The organism is Pseudomonas sp. B20 (genome assembly GCF_020515755.1).
Lineage (GTDB): Bacteria > Pseudomonadota > Gammaproteobacteria > Pseudomonadales > Pseudomonadaceae > Aquipseudomonas > Aquipseudomonas syringae.
In genome coordinates, this window is record NZ_JAHPJG010000004.1 from 75858 (window position 1) to 92529 (window position 16672).

Annotated in this window: 12 protein-coding genes and 1 pseudogene; all 13 read left to right on the forward strand. The window is 52.4% G+C overall.

Going from position 1 to position 16672, the window contains the following annotated elements:
• The first annotated feature begins 406 nt into the window (after positions 1-406).
• The 13 genes and pseudogenes from LIX91_RS05435 to LIX91_RS05495 all read left to right on the forward strand — a co-directional run bounded on the left by LIX91_RS05435 (position 407) and on the right by LIX91_RS05495 (position 16619).
• Positions 407-1600 (forward strand): hypothetical protein, encoded by a 1194-nt coding sequence (locus LIX91_RS05435; RefSeq protein ID WP_226488085.1) that lies wholly within the window; start codon positions 407-409, stop codon positions 1598-1600.
• A gap of 12 nt (positions 1601-1612) precedes the next feature.
• Complete coding sequence (gene xerC / locus LIX91_RS05440) at positions 1613-2710, forward strand: site-specific tyrosine recombinase XerC (protein ID WP_226488086.1); 1098 nt, start codon at positions 1613-1615, stop codon at positions 2708-2710.
• A gap of 1 nt (position 2711) precedes the next feature.
• Positions 2712-4010, forward strand: a pseudogene (locus tag LIX91_RS05445) (hypothetical protein); the annotation flags it as partial.
• Between the two features lie 23 nt (positions 4011-4033).
• A complete protein-coding gene (locus tag LIX91_RS05450; RefSeq protein ID WP_183131395.1) occupies positions 4034-4240 on the forward strand; it encodes a hypothetical protein in 207 nt (68 codons plus the stop codon).
• 239 nt (positions 4241-4479) lie between these two features.
• Positions 4480-4680 carry a hypothetical protein gene (locus LIX91_RS05455; RefSeq protein ID WP_024647991.1) on the forward strand — a complete coding sequence of 67 codons (201 nt, stop codon included), beginning with the start codon at positions 4480-4482 and terminating at the stop codon, positions 4678-4680.
• A complete protein-coding gene (locus tag LIX91_RS05460) occupies positions 4680-4964 on the forward strand; it encodes a hypothetical protein (RefSeq protein ID WP_226488088.1) in 285 nt (94 codons plus the stop codon). The genes LIX91_RS05455 and LIX91_RS05460 overlap by 1 nt, the downstream gene beginning before the upstream one ends.
• 835 nt (positions 4965-5799) lie before the next feature.
• Entirely contained in the window at positions 5800-8886 is a 3087-nt protein-coding gene (locus tag LIX91_RS05465; RefSeq protein ID WP_226488199.1) for a DUF637 domain-containing protein, read from the forward strand.
• Complete coding sequence (locus LIX91_RS05470) at positions 8883-9287, forward strand: DUF6911 family protein (RefSeq protein WP_226488089.1); 405 nt, start codon at positions 8883-8885, stop codon at positions 9285-9287. The genes LIX91_RS05465 and LIX91_RS05470 overlap by 4 nt, the downstream gene beginning before the upstream one ends.
• A 2832-nt stretch (positions 9288-12119) precedes the next feature.
• The gene (locus LIX91_RS05475) at positions 12120-13031 is read left to right on the forward strand and encodes a LysR family transcriptional regulator (RefSeq protein WP_226488090.1); all 912 of its coding nucleotides are present in this window, start codon (positions 12120-12122) and stop codon (positions 13029-13031) included.
• Positions 13032-13309: 278 nt separating this feature from the next.
• Positions 13310-14332, forward strand: a complete 1023-nt coding sequence (locus LIX91_RS05480) for a nucleoid-structuring protein H-NS (protein ID WP_003411427.1) — start codon at positions 13310-13312, stop codon at positions 14330-14332.
• Positions 14329-15519 carry an isocitrate/isopropylmalate dehydrogenase family protein gene (locus tag LIX91_RS05485; protein ID WP_226488091.1) on the forward strand — a complete coding sequence of 397 codons (1191 nt, stop codon included), beginning with the start codon at positions 14329-14331 and terminating at the stop codon, positions 15517-15519. The genes LIX91_RS05480 and LIX91_RS05485 overlap by 4 nt, the downstream gene beginning before the upstream one ends.
• The gene (locus LIX91_RS05490; protein ID WP_003417467.1) at positions 15503-16222 is read left to right on the forward strand and encodes an RraA family protein; all 720 of its coding nucleotides are present in this window, start codon (positions 15503-15505) and stop codon (positions 16220-16222) included. The genes LIX91_RS05485 and LIX91_RS05490 overlap by 17 nt, the downstream gene beginning before the upstream one ends.
• 34 nt (positions 16223-16256) lie before the next feature.
• Positions 16257-16619, forward strand: a complete 363-nt coding sequence (locus LIX91_RS05495; RefSeq protein ID WP_226488092.1) for an antibiotic biosynthesis monooxygenase — start codon at positions 16257-16259, stop codon at positions 16617-16619.
• Positions 16620-16672 lie beyond the last annotated feature (53 nt).

The following is a 16672-nucleotide window of genomic DNA, read 5'->3' on the forward strand; positions in this document are numbered from 1 at the left end:
CCCTTTTGCACCCACCCTGACGACCTACGGTCTAGCTGCTCAATACGCCCTTTTTGAGCATGATTTTTCGCTCCTTAACAGGAGCAAAATCTCAATACACAACACGCACCTCTCGCGAGGTGGATATTTTCTATATGTATCAATTAGTTATCCGGTTTCTGTCTTCTAGGTGCTGCTATACACTTGTAATACGAAATGCAGGTTTCACCCAATAAACACTGACGTATGGCGTATAGCTTTTGCTATACGCAGCTGCGAAGCATGGGGGGGCCGGTTTATTCTTTCAGATCGGCCCTTTTTTCTGGTTACGCACTGGGTGGTCGGCTCCTGTTATCCGCCCCCATGATTTTTGATGCCTGGTACTTGAGAATCATCCCATCCAAGCGCGGCAGGCAAAAGCTCGCTGATGGACGCGGTTCTAAACCTGATGCCGGAAGAAGAACGCATCCAATACAGCGCCATGACCGGCCAGAGTTTGTTTTATCTCGGCGAAACGGATCTGCAGCACAAGATCCTGGCCATCGCCGAAGAAGAGGGTGTACGCCAAGCGGCTTATGCCTTGAAACTGCTGCAATCGGACGGCGAACTGACCATTGCCAGCACCGGTAAGGACGAAGCCACCGGCAACTTGATCACCAAACAATACACGGTCAAAGGCCCGGTGATGCTGATGCTCACCACCACGGCGATCGACGTGGACGAAGAACTGCTCAACCGCTGTTTGGTGCTGACCATCAACGAAAGCCGCGAACAAACCGAAGCCATTCACGCAGCCCAACGTAAAAAACAAACCCTCGACGGCCTGCTGGCCGACGCTGAAAAACAGGCGATTACTCGCCTGCATCAGAACGCCCAGCGCCTGATCAAAACCGTGGCGGTGGTCAATCCGTTTGCTGATCAACTGACGTTTCTTTCGGACAAAACCCGCACTCGGCGCGACCACATGAAGTACCTGACGCTGATTCGCTGCATTGCCTTGCTGCATCAGCATCAACGCCCGATCAAACACGTCGAGCATCGCGGCAAATCCCTGGCTTACATCGAGGTCACGAAGGGCGACATCGTGTTGGCCAATCGGCTGGCCCACGACATTCTTGGGCGCACCCTGGACGAACTACCGCCGCAAACGCGGCGGTTGCTGGAGCTTTTGCAAGGCTGGGTCGAGGCCCGGAGTCAGGCGCAGGGACTCAAAGAAAAAGAGTTTCGGTTCGGTCGCAAGGACGTGCGCGAGGCCACTGGCTGGGGGGATACCCAGTTGAAAATCCACTTGGGCCGACTGACCGAACTGGAATACCTGCTGCTGCACCGCAAGGGGTTAGCCCATGAATACACCCTCACGTATGACGGCAAAAGTGGCAACCAACCGCACCTGATGGGCTTGATCGATGCCGACCAACTCGACAACACATCCGCTCGGTCGGGGGATTCAGAAAAACGGTCGGGCTCAGGTCGGGCCATGGTCTGTAGTCAGTCGGACACCCTGAACCACGCGCAAAGCCACGCCGTTTCTGGCCTTGAGCCGAAAGCGGTCGGCCTGAACGAAAAACCACTGACCCTGTCGCCACAAAAAAACCACTCCGCGTTGTCCAGCGCCGTCTAAGTCGAGGTGGTTATGCCGAAAAAAGGCGAGAGCAAAAAGCAGCGAGTTTCGGAACAAATTATCGGCCCGCTGGGCGATCCCGGCAGCCTGTATTTTCAGATGAAACAGTTCCTGCAATGCCAGCGTGAACGTGGTTATTCCGAACGCACCGTCGGCAATCGCGAAAGCCTGCTGATTGCGTTTATTCGCTGGTGTGATGAACGAGGTTTGACCCGGCCACAAGAAATTACCCGACCGATTTTAGAGCGCTACCAACGTCATCTTTTTTTGTATCGAAAAGCCGATGGCGAAGCGCTATCAGCTCGTAGTCAAACTGTGCGCATCACGCCGATTCGAGTCTTGTTCAAGTGGCTGACCAAAACCAACCGTATTCTTTACAACCCGGCTTCTGACCTCGATCTACCGAGGATGGAACAGCGTTTGCCGAAACACATCCTCAGCAGCGACGAAGCCGAACGCATCCTCAATGTGCCGGACACCCAAACCCCGACCGGCATCCGCGACCGGGCCATGCTGGAAACCCTCTACAGCACCGGCATGCGCCGTATGGAGCTGATTGGTCTGAGTTGGAGCGCCATCGATTACGAGCGCGGTACGGTGATGATTCGCCAGGGCAAGGGCAAAAAAGACCGCATGATTCCCATCGGTGAACGGGCTCTGGCTTGGATCACCAAATACCGCGACGACGTCCGGCCCCATTTTGTTTTGGGCCAGGACGATGGCACGTTGTTTTTGACCCAGCAGGGCGAAGGATTCAGCCCCAATCGGCTGACGCAACTGGTGCGCGAACACATCGAAAAAGCCAACATTGGTAAGCGTGGCAGTTGCCATTTGTTCCGCCACACCATGGCCACACTGATGCTGGAGAACGGTGCCGATATTCGTTTCATCCAGGCCATGCTCGGGCATGTCAGCCTGAACACCACGCAGATTTACACCCAGGTCAGTATCCGGGCGCTCAAGGAAATTCATACCTCGACCCATCCGGCACGTTTGCAGCGTCAGAACACAGCCAGCCAAACCATGGCTGAACCCCTTCCTGACGACCCCGTTGAGGCTCTGTTAACCGCTCTGGACTCCGAAGCGGATGAAGAGAGTGAGCAGGCCTGACAATGCGATGGTGGGAGGTCTGCTGTCAAAGGCCACCGGAGGAGATTTCAGGACTGGTGCGTTGGCTGCAGGTGCTAACGAAGCCTTGGTTGTACACCTGAATAGCCTGGTCAATGGTAATGAAAACTTACTGACCATGAGTTCTCAGATAGTAGGCGCCCTGGCCGCTGCCACTCAGAGAGACGCTGATGCAAACTCGATTGACAAGGGTAGCTGGATAGCCAAAAACTCAACGCAATACAATTTCTTGAATGACCATGACACCAAGGAAAGAAAAAGCGCACGAGAGGCTTACGAAAAAGATCAGGGGATTGACGCTGCGAGAAAACTGGTATCACTCGAGAAGTCGGATCAGCGCAGCAATAATCTGCTGGACGCTTACAAAACCAACCCCGAGTCTTTGACCAAGGCCGATCTTTCGGAGCTGCAAGCCTACCTTCAGGTATACGCTTACGAATTGACGAAAAGTGTCGGCCAAGAGCAAGCACAGGCTAGGCTGACCAATCTCCTGCAAAGCACCACGCCTGCAACTCAGGGCTTTTCCTACGCAGGCACGACCGAAGCCAAAAACGCCTACAGCGACGCTGCACGAGCTGAGCTTGATGGCGTATTCGCCCAGTTGAGCTGGTTCCGGACCAAGACTGCCGAGGAGCAGATTTACGCTAACGCAAAAGGCACTCTGCTGGTCAACAATGAGCAGCAAGGGTTGGCGAATATTGGCGGTCCTGCTATATATGCCTTGTCAGGGCCGCTGGGAATTGGAATCCGGGGCATTGCTGCGATCAATGGCGCTGCGCAATTCAAATATGGCGCAGGGCAGGCGGTCGATGGCGATACGTGGAATGCGGTAGGCAACATGGTGGTCGGTTCCCTCGAAGTGATGGGGGGGCTGAGTGCAAAAGCTGCGGTAGGTGGGCAAAGGAGCGAGCCGTTAGGACAAGGGGCAAAAGAAACCGCAGCAATATCAAGTGAGGCAGCAAGTATTAATGCTCAAGCTGCTTTGAGGGCAAAGCTTTCAGGGTTGCAGAAAGCACAACAGACAGCCGCTGTCACAAAGACGCTCCCTGATGGACGAATTCGTTATTACACACAGGAAGTACCTGCTCGAACTGAAGGCGCTACCCGTGGCGCATCGTTTGCCACGGAGTATAATCCTGCGACTGGCTCCACTAGGCAGTGGATGGAAAGCTATGATCATTCAGGAAATGTCATTCGAGTTCACCCTAAAAGCATTAATGGGCAGCCAATTAGCGCGCAGCACTATCCTCCTACAGGTGCAGAATTGGAGAGCTGGAAATAATGTATTCACAAACTGATCTAGCTATGGACCTGGAAAGAACACTGGTCAAAGGTTTCGATGTCGCCAGGGTTTCTAAGTTGGCGTTCGAAATTTATCAAGATCATGGTCTGGAAATTACGTCATCTATGGATCGCGCACTACTTACATTGATGGCAATGGACGAGGGTGAGGAGTTTGAGTTAACCGAACCTGAGTTTTTGGCTCTTATTTCAGAGATTAAAACTATGTAGATGGTGCAAAAGCAACTGGTGGCGCTGCCGGAAAGGTAGATGATCTAGCTGCTAGTGGCTTAAGTTCAGCGTCAAGCCTTCCAAGTGGAACAGGTCTTGGTGGTTTCAAGGTCGGCTTAAGTGCAGACGACATCACTGCTATAAATTCACAGTTTGGCGGTTCAGTTTCATTCAGAGAGGTTGATACGGCTATTGCAAATGCTGCCAATTATGATGGTTTTTATAATAAGGCTGGCTCAATGATCAGGGATATTGCTGGCGGGCATCTGTTTGATAATGGAAATAAACGGACTGCTGTTGAAGTGGTTGAACAGTTGATTATAAAAAACGGCGTGGATGGCCCGCCAAAACAAATTATTTGGAATGTTGTGGATAAGGTTGCGACGGGGAAGCTAACTAATGTCCAAGATATTTCAAAAGCATTAAGAGGGCTGGATTAATGTCTTTTAATGAGCTTTCTGAAAAGTATGCGGCCCGTTTCGGTTCGCCAAGTATGGATAGCGTTGGGCTAGAGGGGTTTATTCAAATATTAGAGTTGGTGGCGATGAAAAATAAGGGTTTTTTCATATTTAAGGTAGATGGTGAAAGAGAGTGTAATATTTATACTTTTATTTTAAATGTGTCGACAAGTAACGATGTTATAATAAGAAAAGACACAGATAGCATACGGGAAGGTATGGAATTCTTTTTCTCTGAGCTTGAGCGGGTCGGCATATATCCATAACCTGATATGTAGATATTTTGCTTGGTCTCGATAGCAGGACTCGCACTGGTATTTTCTGTAAATGTGATTGGAATTGCACCGGCCTCGCGCCGGTGTTGTTTTATCTGCTTACTGCAAAACCTCCCTTCCTTCCTTCGCTGCTCGCTTTGGTCGTGGCCTGAGCGATTAAAGCATCAAGCATCTGCGCAACAAATTTCTTAATGGCGGATTATCAGTGTTATCCGATTTGGAATATGTCCCCTGGTGAGTATGGGGATATGGCTCCTTGCGAGCTTCCGATTTCTAAAGATCTTCAGGAGAGTCTGTTGAAATGGGTCGCAATTTATGACGAAATACTGGACGTTGAATATCCGCCAAACTCCGGGTTCAAGAGTGAGGGGTTGGAGCGTGATTTTAAACTCGAGGGGGAGCGATTAGTTATGGATTTGAGGAGCGAGCTCGGGCCGGAATTTTCTGTGTCTCTTAAAATATAGTTGGTGTAAAAAGATATTTGGGTTCAGTTAGTGTGTCTCCAAAGTCAGTCTAAGATGATTGCTGATTTTTGAAGCGACAGGGAGCACAAACCGTTACCCGAGTAGAAGGCCTGCCAAGCAGCAATTTCGTCTCCAAACCGCAAAAATACCTGATCGAAACCAACCCGGTCCTCACCGAACTCAAGCAGTTCATGAGTTCGGATTACCTGCTCGCAGGTCTGGGCTACGATCCCGAAGTCAGCGCCAAGCGCCTGGGCGATGGTCTGTATGAACAACGCCTTGTCCAACAAGCCGTTGTGGCCAGAACCGGTCAGGCGTTCATCGATGGACAGACCTCCAACGAGGCTCAGTTCAAGTACCTGATGAACAACGCCATTGCCAGCAAAGATAAACTGAACCTGGCTGTGGGCGTGTCGCTGAGTTCACAACAAGTCGCAGCGCTGACCCACGACATCGTCTGGCTCGAAGAGCACGAGGTGAATGGCGAGAAAGTGCTGGTGCCGGTGTTGTATCTGGCACAGGCCGACAATCGCCTTGGTCCGACCGGGGCATTGATTGCGGGTAACGACGTCTCACTGATCGCTGGTCAGAACCTCGACAACGTCGGGACCTTGCACGCCGCCAACAACCTCTCGGCAGTCGCAGGCAACAACCTGATCAACACCGGCCTGATAGAGACCGGCAACCGGCTCGATCTGCTGGCGGGCAATGATCTGATCAACACCGCTGGCGGCATCATCAAAGGTCGCGATGTATCACTGACCTCGATCAATGGCGATGTGATCAACGAACGCAGCGTCACCTCGATGGACAACAGTGCACGTGGTCAGCGCCACAACGAGTTCGCCGACAGCGCCGCGCGCATCGAAGCCGCCAACGACATGAGCATTTCGGCAGGCCGCGACGTCATCAACAAAGGCAGCGTGCTGGAAAGCGGTCGTGACATGAGCATCCAGGCCGGACGCGACGTCACCATCGCCCCGACCGAAGTCACCAACAGCCTGTTCTCGGACAGCAAACACAACAGCAGCGACATCACCCAACTGGGCTCCACCGCCAGTTCCGGGCGCGACCTGACCGTTCAGGCCGGACGCGACATCTCCGTCATCGCCAGCCAGATCGACGCCAAGCGCGACATCGCCATGGCCGCGACCGAAAACCTCACCATCAGCTCTGCGGCAGACGAAGAACACTCCCTGTCGAAAAGCAAGAAACTGACCCGCCAGGAAGATCACGTCAGCCAGGTTGCCGCCGATCTTGAAGCGGGAGGCAGCGTTGCCTTGCAGGCTGGCCAGAACCTCGCCGTGATCTCCAGCCGTATTACAGCGGGTAAAGAGGCGTACCTGGTTGCCGGTGAAAACCTGGACATCTTGGCTGCGCAGGACAGTGATTATTCGCTGTATGACAAAAAGAAGAAGGGGAGTTTTGGGGCGAAGAAAACCAAGCGTGACGAAATCACTGATGTGAAAAACATCGGCAGTGAAATTACCACTGGTGGTGATTTGCTGCTGTCGAGTGGGGGAGATCAGAAGTACCAAGCTGCGAAGCTGGAGAGTGGCAAGGACCTGACGATTGAAAGTGGTGGTGCGGTTACGTTTGAGGGCGTTAAGGACCTGCATCAGGAGAGTCATGAGAAGAGCAAAAGTGACCTTGCCTGGAATTCGAGTAAAGGCAAGGGCAATACCGACGAAACCTTGCGCCAGAGTGAGCTGGTGGCCAAAGGCGAATTAGCGATCAAAGCTGCCGATGGCTTGAAGATTGATCTCAAGCAGATCGACCAGAAGTCAGTGAGCGAGACCATCGATAGCATGGTGCAAGCCGATCCGAGCCTGGTGTGGTTGAAGGACGCTGAGGCTCGTGGGGATGTCGACTGGCGTAAGGTCCAAGAGGTACACGAAAGCTTTAAATATAGCCACTCGGGTCTAGGCGCGGGCGCTGTGTTGGCCATCATGATCATCGTGACTGCTTTAACAGCGGGCGCAGCGAGTGCTGCATTGGGTTCGGCGGCCGGGGCTACAGCAGGTTCAGGTACCGCGATGGCCGCCGCTGGCACCTCCGCCGCCGGAGCGGCAACTGCCGCTGGGTGGGGCAATGTCGCGCTGACGGCCGTGGTGACCTCCGCCGCCAGTGGTGCTGCAGTCAGTACGATTAATAATAAGGGCAATCTCGGTGCCGTCGTCAAAGATATGACCTCTAGTGACGCCCTCAAGGGGTATGCCATTTCTGGCGTCACGGCGGGCCTGACTGCGGGCTATTTCGATGATTGGACTGGCACCACGACGGACCCTTTGACTGGCAAAGTCACTACCAACCTTAGTACCTGGAAAGGGATTGGTCAGTTCGCGGCAAACCAAGGCTTACAGAACGGCACGTCAACGGCACTGAGCAAGATCATGGGCCAAGGCGGTGATTTGGGTGATGCGCTGCAAAGCACATTGTTCAATACCTTGGCGGCAGCCAGCTTCCATGCTGTTGGGGATTACGTTCCAGCTGCCGACGGCAGTCTGCAGAAGACCGTGGTCCACGCCATGGTCGGCGGGTTATTGGCCCAAGTCAGTGGAGGTGACTTCAAAACTGGTGCTTTAGCAGCGGGTGCTAACGAGGCCTTGGTGGCAGATCTCAATAAGCTCGTGAAAGCCGATCCGAATCTACTGAGCATGAGCTCGAAGTTGGTGGGTTTACTCGCCGCATCCACGCAGAGCGGAGCCGATGGTGAGAGCCTGAAAACAGCTTCATGGGTGGCGGAGAATGCTACCCAGTACAATTTCGGTGATCATCTGCCACCAGGTTTGGCCGCCTATGGGCAAGCGGCGACTACCCAAATGGAGTACATGCAAAACCAGGGAGCCTCACCTGAGCAGATGGCTGAGGCCGGAAGGGCGCTCGCGCGAGGTGAAGGATTTGAGGGTGTTCAGCCTGCGACCGAGTTCGTAAAGGCGTGGGGCGAGTTCGTGGCGGGGGAGCTTTTTGGCTTAGGTTTAGGCGCTATACTAGGCAAGGCTGGTTCGTTTTTTGCTGCAGGTGAAAAAGGCATTTCTCCGGTTGTCACTGCCGAGGGTAAAATTGGGGATGCAGCATTTACTGATGTAAACCAAACCGCTCGCCCAATCGCTCAGGCAAATCCAGAGGAGCCAACCCTGATAGCTGACCGAGTAGCGACCAAGATTGAAGCAACAGGAAAACCATTGCCGAACGGAAATATGGCCGACGCTCATGCAGAAATTGGAGTCATACAGCAGGCATATAATGCTGGCAAGACTCAGGGGGCTGATATGGCCATGAACGTTGCAGGTAAAGACGTGTGTGGTTTTTGCAAAGGTGATATAGCAGCGGCGGCAGAAAAAGCCGGATTGAAATCTTTAACTGTTCAAGCGATGGATGACGTAACTGGACTACCCAAAAAATATAATTGGGTGCCGGGAATGCGGTCGATTAAGGAGGTGCCATGAGTATGATTTTTGGAGGGCATATTATTGACTCTAATAGCGGTCGCCATCAGCTAGAAGTTGTCGTGGATCCTGAGGAGTTTGTTGTTCGGGATGTGTTAAGTTTTATCAGTGAGCGTTCAGGGGTTATCACCATGCGCCGTCAGTTAGAGTGCGAAGGTCAGCCCTATGAGTTGGTGTTGTATGTCGAGAGTGGAAATTTTTTACTGATGCTTAGCGAATATGGTAGCGAGGGTGAACATGATGTGAGAACTTTAACTGCTCTCAACTCGAAAAACGAATTTGTCAGTATTTTAGGTGATATGTATTCTGTTAGGTCGGTCACCCGTGATTTAGAACTTGTTTACACTGTTTTTATAGAGTTTGCTCGTACAGGAAATGTATCCAAAGATACCATGGCGTAAGCTCAATCCAATGTCGTCTGACCAGTTGGTGAAAAAGCAATTCGTGGCGCTGCCGGAAAGGTAGATAGTCTAGCTACTAGTGGCTTAAGTTTAGCGTCAAACCTGCAAAGTGGGACAGGCCTTAGTAATTTAAAAGTCGGCTTATGGTCCAGGCCATGTATCTAAAAGAGACGAGAATAAATAATTATTAGTCTTCCAGAATTGAATGAGCTTCTTTTTGCTCGTAATTACTTGCACGTAATTGGTATCGAGTTAAATATTGACGGGATGGGATATGATTTATTTCTATCGATTTCGGCCTCTGAAAAGGTGGGGGCTGATGTCGTTAGTATCAGATATCATAGATATTAGCCAATTTACGTCTCGTGATTTTGGCTGCGGATTAACTCAGTTGATGCACGTGAACGTTAATAAGCTGGATTCTGGCTTCGATAGGATGTGTTATCAATTGAGTGGTATCGAGGATAAAAAATTGTCGTTTTGCTTCTCACGATTTTCGCTTGATTAGCTGGTGCAATAGGAGTAGCAGCCACAGGCAGGGCTATCATCTGTGCTATCTGATAACTTGAATTTTTATGCGGGCTCGAAAGGTATTTAGTTTATGCAAGATAGAGTTTCGAGCGCCTTCGAGTATGATCAAGCTCTCCAGTCAACAATTGAGGGGTTGAAATTAGAGCGGAGATTTCCAGATGACTAGCCTTCTATTTCGGATGGTTGAGAAGGATGGAGCGATTTACAGCTTGGACAATATACGATTGCTTGCTGCATCTGATACTGGCGTTCCGAGCAAAGTTTTTCCGATTCAGAGGAGCTATAAAGAGGTTTCTGATGAAAAGAAATAAGTATCTATATTTTTTGTTTATGTCTTTTGCCTTGTTAAGCATGGTTTTAGGTGTAAGTATGTTTTTTTCAGTTATGATCTCCGCTTTTTTCTCGGTTTTATTCAAGACCGACTCGGCTTGGGTGTGTTATGTAGTTGGCGGGCCTTTGACTATTTTGTTCGCGGTTTTTTGGACTGTTAAGCGTTGGGCTTCTGTGAAGGCTTTTGTGATGCAATGAATTATCTCCGAGACGTATATTTTGTCGACCGTCGTCACAAGGATAGGACATAACTCGATGACGGAAAGCCGCAGACAGTAGAGCAATTTTGATCATCTTTTAGCGGAGAGGTTGCTCAGAGCAGAACATCCGCTCGATCATTACTGACTACGAGAAGATGTTGAACGATCGTTCAATGGCTATCAGTGCCTGCACAAGCCGAGCTTGCGTCGAGCACATCCAGAAAAGTGCGGTTCGAATAATCGTGCTAATTGCTACCGCGCGGGACCCCAAATAGTTTCCAATCGTCGGTTACGGTTGCAACTGGTAGTAAAATTTCAGTATAGAGTCACAGAATGGAATGTCGAAGTAAGATGACATGCGCCTCATGCAAGCGCTGGTGAAAAATTCTTGGTTCTAGTTTAGGTTGTGGACGGGCAACGCAAATAATAATAGGAGGTAAGCTGCTGGGGTAAGATGGTTTGTCGTCGAGAAAGCCTTCTAGTTCAACACATGTGTCGGTGGGTTTTTAGATATGAAAGGGTCTGCTTACTACGCTGCGCTGCCAGAGACTATGACTAATAGCGACCTTGATTCTGAATTTAGAGAGTTGTTAGAAGGCCTTGAGTCTGGCGTTGTAGATAGGTCTGCTATTGTAAGGTCTTTATTAGAGCTAAGTGATAGGCAATGGCATGCTTATAGCGTTATAGAGGTTGGGCTTAGGGGCGAGTCGAACGATGTTTGATATCATTGTGGGATTGCTATGATCTAGATATGGCTGAAGATGCGATTAATACTATGGTGAGATTAGGATTTGAGGAAGTAAGTAAGTTTCTTGGCTCGATTTCACCATAATGTGTGTCATTGGAAGTTTTTAATGAGGTTTCACTTGCTCTATCTGAGCTAGGTGCTTCGGTTTCAGATCCATGCAGTGGCATGCGTTAGAGGGTCGTAAGCGATGAAGAAAGTTGCTGCTAGTGTTGGCTGAGTCCCGTCAAGTGTAAGCATTGCCAACGATTTTATTGAAGAGCCCATACGAAGAAGTGGATGCCCTTATCAAGAAGTTAGTTCGGAATCGTGCAAGTTATGATCCACTGGCATGCCGTGGTGGGTTGCAAGACAAGCATCAGGCCTTGAACGATAGCAAAGCCGGTATGGTTAAGGCCCTTGGAGAGAATACGTGTAGTGATTAATGCTCGGCTGCCGAAAGCGGCTCTGCTAAGCTAGGCTCGCTTCTAAATTCGTTCGCTTTTAATGGCGAACGAAAGGATATAGTTACTCGCTTCTAAAGACCTTAATTACAACGAAAAGCGAGTGGCTGGCCATGTTCGGTTGCAGTCATTTTGGAGCGAGTCAGGTTTTGCGGGAGGGGTCTTGCTAGCGGCCTTCGCGGCAATGGGGAAAGCATCGATATGCTTTCAGATGCTGGATTTATTAAAGAATGTATTTTATTAAATATAATTTCGCTGATGGATAGGTTTTGATAACGTGTATCTTCGAACTAAGAGCATGATTGATTTTCTTATCCATTCTAAAATAATTCTACCTTGCTTCTGTTTAAAAGCTGTCACCCTAGCAAACCCCCCACTCCGGACACCCCCGTCCCAAATCATCCGAACCCCACTCCGCAATACCCACCCCTCAATAAACTAAACTACCCAGCGGCACCCGCTCGCTGTCCGGGCCTGAGGAAGTTGTCAGCCTTATCCTTATCGTTCTACGCACCTGCCAATGCTCGGTTTAAAACATAACAGAACTACCTATTCGCACGAACCGCATAAGGATAAGGCTTGGATGACAATGACTCCAGTGGATGGATCGGCTACCTTCGAGGTTAACAACCCGTTCAGAAAACCCAGGATCTGTTTTGACTGGGAGGACCTGCGTTACTTCGTAATGTTTTCCACGGTCAGTTCCCTGAGTGGCGCTGCAAGGATGCTGGGTGTGGAGCACGCCACTGTTTCGCGCCGTATCGCTTCGCTGGAAAGGTCTCTGAATGTAAAGCTTGTCGACCGTCGCAAGCGTTTGTATGAACTGACTGATGAGGGACGGCGTGTGGCGGCGATCGGGCGACAGATCGAGGCGCAGACCCAGGCCGTTGGCCGTCTCGCGGTTGCGGCTCAGGTAGCGCAGGGTGTGGAGGTGACCATCAGTGCGCCGCCGTCGGTGGCGGTCGAGAAGCTGGTGCCGCAATTGGGGGCATTTCGGGCGATGCATCCCGGCATTATGTTGCGCTTGTTGGGCGATCACCAGTATTCGTCGTTATCCAGTTGCCAGTCTGACCTGTGTATACGGTTTTCCAAACCTGTTGAAAGCGGCATTGTCGCGCGGCGTATTGGCACGGCTTCCTTTTCATTTTATTGCGCACGTTTTTATCTGGAGCAACGCCTCCCGGAGCATTATGAGTTTATTGCTTATGACCATGAACTGATGAGTGACAATCAGAATGGTTGGCTGAGGGATATCGTCGGTGAACGGCCCTTTGTGCTGGAGGCCAAAACAGTGGAGTTACAAATTCGTGCTGCGGAAACCGGTGTGGGCATCGCGTTACTGCCCAGTTTTGCCGTAGAGGACAATAATCGCCTGTGCCGGGTGGAGTTGTCGGCTCCGTTGGAAGTCGATGTCTGGCTGGGCGTGCATGAAGACCTGCGCGCGGTGGCTTCCATCCAGGCTGCCATGAATTATGTGGAAAGCTGTTATCGCTAGCCAGGCCTGACTTCGCGCTGGTTATGGTGTCGGCAAAACAGTCGTGCGGTGAAAAAATTCCCATCCCCTCATCAAATATCGACAGTTTACAAGTTCGGCTGTTTTGACGAGGATCAATGTCGAGTGGAGCAGTTCATGACTCGAAACTCCGAGACGTTAAGGTGTCGGCTCGGCAAGGTTTGTTAGATGGCGCGCTGTTGGATAATTATAAAAACTCATGCAGTGGCAAGATCATCTCAAGCACCCTGATGACACCCTAAGGACAGCCGGAGATTCTCATGGCCGACGTAAAAATTCTCGACGTTACCTTGCGTGACGGTGGTTATCGGAACAACTTCAACTTCACAGAAGATCAGGCGCAGATAGTGGTCGCTGGCTTGGCCAGTGCGGGTGTCGACCTCTGCGAAATTGGTTATTGCAAAGGATCCTTCGCCCCGAAAGGCGAGCACGGTCTGACCAGTGATGTAGGCGCAGGCTTCATTGAAAAGATTGCGCAGGCGGCCAACGGACGTATCGAACTGGCCGTCATGGTTCACCCCAGAAACATCACCACGGATGACTTCGCCATGCTCAAGGAGCAGGGCGTTTCGATGATCCGCGTCTGTTTGAGGCGCGATCAACTGGATGAGGGGCTTGTGACCTTGTCGCTGGCTCGCGATTACGGCTTCAGTGTCAGCGCCAATGTGACGCATGTCACCTCGCAGACGCCAGGCAGCGTGCTTGATACGGCAGTGCGCGCGGAGGGGGCCGGCGCAGATATCGTTTGCTGTGCGGATTCCAATGGCCACATGTTGCCAGCCGATGTAGACCGACTGTTCAGTCGTCTCTCAAGCCGGCTGTTGGTGCCGCTGGGCTTTCACGCGCATAACAATCTGTCGTTGGCGCTGGCGAATGCATCGGCCGCCATAGAAGCCGGCGCTGAATACATCGACACGTCCATATGCGGCATGGGCAAGGGGGCCGGCAATCTTCACCTGAGTATGCTGGTTGCCTACCTGGAGCGCACGGGCGTCAGTCATGGTTATGACCTGGTGAAAGTGATGGAACTGTCGGAAGCCACGGCCCGCGCGGTACCGCACAACAATATGCCCAGCCCGCTGATGGATGTCATTCTGGGCACTTACAACTTCCCCTATGACAGCAGTCAACGCGTGCGGGACACCCTCGAGCGCTTTCAGCTGACCTCCGAGTACCGAGCGATCGAGGTCATGCATCAGCAGGACAAGGTGGCGCGTCTTGCACCGCGAGCGGTGTTGTCGACCAGCGGCCTGTCGAACAGCGCAAAAGGAGTCGCGCTATGACCATTCAAGTGCTCAGAAAGCGCATTTGTGTCTTGCCCGGTGACGGGATCGGCATTGAGGTCATGGAGGCGGCGCTGCCGGTGATTGCGGCGTTGAACCTGCCGTTCGATCTGATTGCGGCGGACATCGGTTGGGAATGCTGGAGGGCCGAGGGGGAAACCGTTCCGGCCCGGACCTGGGAGATCATGGCCAGTTGCGATGCGACATTGCTTGGCGCAATCACCAGCAAACCTCTGGCAGAGGCCGAAGCAGAGTTGCCACTGGCGCTTCAGGGCCAGAACCGCCGCTATGTCAGTCCGGTCATTCAGCTCAGGCAGAATCTCGACCTGTACGCCAATGTCCGCCCGGTCACTGACATGACTGGCGAAAACAGATTTCGCTTTGTCGTGATCAGGGAAAACACCGAAGGGCTTTATGCGGGGCTGGACTTCGGTTGTATCCCGGATGCACTGGTGCCGCTGCTCGAAGAGCGGGAAGCCCTCGGCGCGGCATGGCAGCGAGAAGGGCAGGACGATGCAACCGTGACGTTGCGCCTGCAGACGCGAAGTGGCCTGACGCGTATTTTCGGATACGCCTTCGAGTATGCCCGCAAGAACCATTTCACGCGGGTCACGTTTGTCGACAAACCCATGGTCCTGCGGCACAGCAGCGCCTTTGCACGGGGCATCTTCGAAGCAACAGCTCAGCGGTATCCGGACGTGACCGGGGTCATCGAGAATGTCGATGCGGTTGCCCTGTGGATGGTGCAGCGTCCCGAGCGCTTCGGGGTGATCGTTGCCGAGAACATGTTCGGCGATATTCTTTCCGATCTCGGCGCCGGAGTCATGGGAGGTCTGGGGTTTGCGCCCAGTGGCAACTTCGGCAATTCAGGGGCTTATTTCGAACCGGTACACGGCAGCGCGCCTGCCCACGCGGGTTTGAACAAGGCCAACCCCGGCGCGATGTTCATGGCCATCGCGCTGATGCTGGAGCATTTGGGGTTCCCGGCCGAGTCGGCGTGTATCAGCCAGGCCGTCAGCCTGGTTTCTCGCACATCCACACGCACGTATGACCTTGGCGGTTCCCATACCACGGCTCAAGTGGGCGAAGCGATCGTTCAGCAGTGCATCGAGTTGCAGTCCCGCACGTTCGGGTATGGCAACGAACAGGTTGCAGCACAGGGAGAACGTCATGTCAGCGCACTTTGAAGCTGTACCCATTGCGCAAGCCGTGCTGGAGGCATGTGAACATCTCGACACTGCGTCCTTGTCTGACGCGCTGGACAGCCTGGGGATCGACGGCGGGCTTTCGGGTATTGCCTCGCAAGTCCCTGGCACTCGTTGCGTGGGCATCGCGTTTACCGTGCAGTACGAGCCGGTCGATGCATCTGCGGTCTTCAAGGGTGCTGCCAACTATATCGATCATGTACCGGCCGGTGCGGTGATTGTTTCCTCAAACAACGGACGCCAGGACTGCACGGTATGGGGCGACATCATGACCCACTTCGCGTTGGCCAATGGCATCAAGGGCACCGTGATCGATGGCGTGGCGCGCGATATCGATACGGTCATCGAGTGCAGCTACCCATTGTTCAGTCGCGGGCGTTTCATGCAGTCGGCAAAGAACCGCGCTCAACTCCAGGCTGTACAAGTGCCTCTGCTCATCGATGGCGTGACGGTCCGGCCCGGCGACCTTCTGGTGTGTGATGGCAGCGGCTGTGTTGTGATTCCCCAGCAACTGGCTGTCGAGGTCGTACGCCGTGCCCAGGCGGTCGAGCAGACGGAGCGCAGCATCATCGAAGCCATATCAGCCGGCTGGACGCTGGAAAAAGCCCGCAGCACCTATCGCTACGACCAGCCCTGGCTGACTGACGCTGAAAAAATCAGCGTCGCGATGCCTTCGCAGGCGTGAACCGATCTGCCTTCCCACTTGAATGGAAATGATGATGAAAATGGAATTGTTCGACGCTCAATCCGTCACCGATGACCACGCGGTTTATCTGATCAATGTCGTACAGGTAAATGAGGGGGCTCAGGATCTGGCCATTCAGATTCTTGAAGAGACGGTCAGTTATGTGGCACGCACTTACAGTGCCTTCAAATGGAGCCGATTGATGAAAAGCATCGACGGCAGGACCGTCATCAATCAGGCGCAATGGAGCGATCGCAGCCAGTTCGAGTCGCTGTTTACCGACGCAGAGTTTCTGTCGCGCTACTCCCGGTTGAAAGAAACCGGCACTTGGGAATATCACCTGTACAACGTGGCCGAGTACATCACCCCTGAAATTGCCTTACAAAAGGCTGGCTGAGCCACGACCGGCAGAAGAGGGCGGCGCACAGGCCGCCTTCGTCTGATATTCAC